Below are 1,752 nucleotides of genomic sequence, written 5' to 3'. Positions count from 1 at the left end.
GGACGGTCGTGGTGCTCAGGTACTTCCACGACCTCTCGGACGACGAGATCGCGGCCGACCTGGACATCTCGCCGTCGACGGTGCGCTCCCAGCTCACCCGGGGGATCGAGAAGCTCAGAGGCCAGTTCCCCGCACTCTCCGCCCCTTCACCACGCCAGCCACAGGGAGGAACCCGATGAGTTGGCACGACGCAGGGCCTTCCGGCTGCACACCTTTCGAACAGGAACTGGTGAACGCCATGAACGACTACGCCGACTCCGCCGACGCGCCCGAGTTCGACGCGCCGGGGATCGTCCGCCGTACCCGCCGCCGGCGGGCGGTGGGCATCGCCGCGGTGGCCACCGCGCTCATCGTGGCGGGCGGGGGCACGGCCCTGGCCGCCATCTCCGGCCATACGACCCACAAGGCACGGCCGGCCGCGAGCGGTACGGCCGCCAAGAACGACGCCACCACCATGCTGCTGCTCTTCTCCGACGGCACGACCCTCCCGATCGACTTCGGGCACTGGGACCTCGACGGGGCCAAGGCGTACCTCCAGAAGAACCAGCAGAAGCTCGGCACCGTCACCGAGAAGGCCGCCCCGGGCTGCAAGCCGGGCCAGGTGATCGGCCTGTCCCCGCATGTCCCGAAGACCGCCCAGAAGGGCGACACGATCAGCTTCACCATCTGCGCCGGCTGATCCGGCCCGAGGGCTACGGCCGCCCTGCCCGGTAGCGCTGCCGGAAGGGGCGGAGGCGGGCCGTCGGCGGTGGGCCTCAGCGGCCCGGAACGCCGAACCGGCCGGTGCACGCCGGCTTCCCCGCCACCTCCGCGCACGCCTGTGCCCCGCGTGGGTCCGATGCGGCCAGCATCGGGCTGCTGTATCCGTCCGACCGGTGGCCCGGGTACTGGGCGGACAGCTCGTCCTGGCCCTGCCTGATCCAGATGTCCCGCGCGCCGCCGGTCCGGGTGCGCAGCTCGGACCAGACGGTGCCGCAGGACGGGGAGAACCGCAGCAGCACGGTCTCGGCGGCTCGGGTGACGCTGCTCTCCGTGCGTGCGTCCCGGTCGCAGGTCTCGGAGGCCGGCAGCTCCCCCTGACAGTCGCCGCCGTGACAGGAGGAGGCCGTCCGGGTCGCCGCGGCGGGGTCGGAGTCCAGTACGTCCGCGGCGCCGGCGGTCACCGCCACGGTCGCGGCCATGGTGGCGAGGGCGACGACGGCACGGCTCGGCCTGCGGAGGCGGCGGGGCCTTTCGGCTGGGGGCGGGACCGGCGGCTGTCTCACGGTGACCGCCCCGTCGGTCTGTGCCCGGGCCGCGGCGTCCCACAGGGCGAGCAGCGGGCCGGGATCGGCCTCCGCGAGCCGGCCGAGCGCCACGACCGCCGCCCGGGGCGGGAACTGCTCGCCGTTCAGATAACGGTGCCAGGTCGACTTGCTGAACGGGGTGACGGCGGCCAGCGCGGCCAGGCTGAGCCCCGTCCGCTGCCTGAGGGCACGCAGCCGCTCCGTCAGAAGCCGCCCTTCGTCCTGCGGCGCGTCGGGCGGCGGCTGCTCCTTGACCGTCACGTGGCTCTCCATCTCGCTCCCTCGCCGTGCCGTGGTGACCGCCCTGATGCGTTCCCGGCGGTGGGGCTCGGTCATGCCGTGATCACCGGAATATGAAGGGGAGTTGACCTGCGGTTACGCCACCTGGGGGAGGAGTGGCCGATCGACGGGGCGGTGGGGTTGCGCGGGGGGGCGCGGGGCCCCGGGCGGGCCCCCCCCCAGATAG

3 protein-coding genes are annotated in these 1,752 nt (G+C 73.6%); 2 read left to right on the top strand and 1 reads right to left on the bottom strand.

Annotated features, from left to right (window positions below; all coding sequences use genetic code 11):
* Positions 1-8: 8 nt before the first annotated feature.
* The gene (locus tag ACWC09_RS52580) at positions 9-179 is read left to right on the top strand and encodes an RNA polymerase sigma factor (protein WP_450859420.1); all 171 of its coding nucleotides are present in this window, start codon (positions 9-11) and stop codon (positions 177-179) included.
* The gene (locus tag ACWC09_RS52575; protein ID WP_450859418.1) at positions 176-679 is read left to right on the top strand and encodes a hypothetical protein; all 504 of its coding nucleotides are present in this window, start codon (positions 176-178) and stop codon (positions 677-679) included. The genes ACWC09_RS52580 and ACWC09_RS52575 overlap by 4 nt, the downstream gene beginning before the upstream one ends.
* Before the next feature lie 76 nt (positions 680-755).
* Here ACWC09_RS52575 and ACWC09_RS52570 read toward each other — a convergent pair whose 3' ends face one another.
* Complete coding sequence (locus tag ACWC09_RS52570; RefSeq protein ID WP_450859417.1) at positions 756-1,622, bottom strand: DUF2690 domain-containing protein; 867 nt, start codon at positions 1,620-1,622, stop codon at positions 756-758.
* Positions 1,623-1,752 lie beyond the last annotated feature (130 nt).

The sequence above is a fragment of the Streptomyces sp. NPDC001617 genome (assembly GCF_053596855.1).
The sequence above is the reverse complement of the archived record's forward strand: the minus strand, read 5'-3'. Positions and strand labels throughout refer to the sequence as shown.

Excerpts from the sequence above, each read along its gene's own strand:
- ACWC09_RS52575 (WP_450859418.1), top strand. The coding sequence starts at position 176 with ATGAGTTGGCACGACGCAGGGCCTTCCGGCTGCACACCTTTCGAACAG.
- ACWC09_RS52570 (WP_450859417.1), bottom strand. The coding sequence starts at position 1,622 with ATGACCGAGCCCCACCGCCGGGAACGCATCAGGGCGGTCACCACGGCA.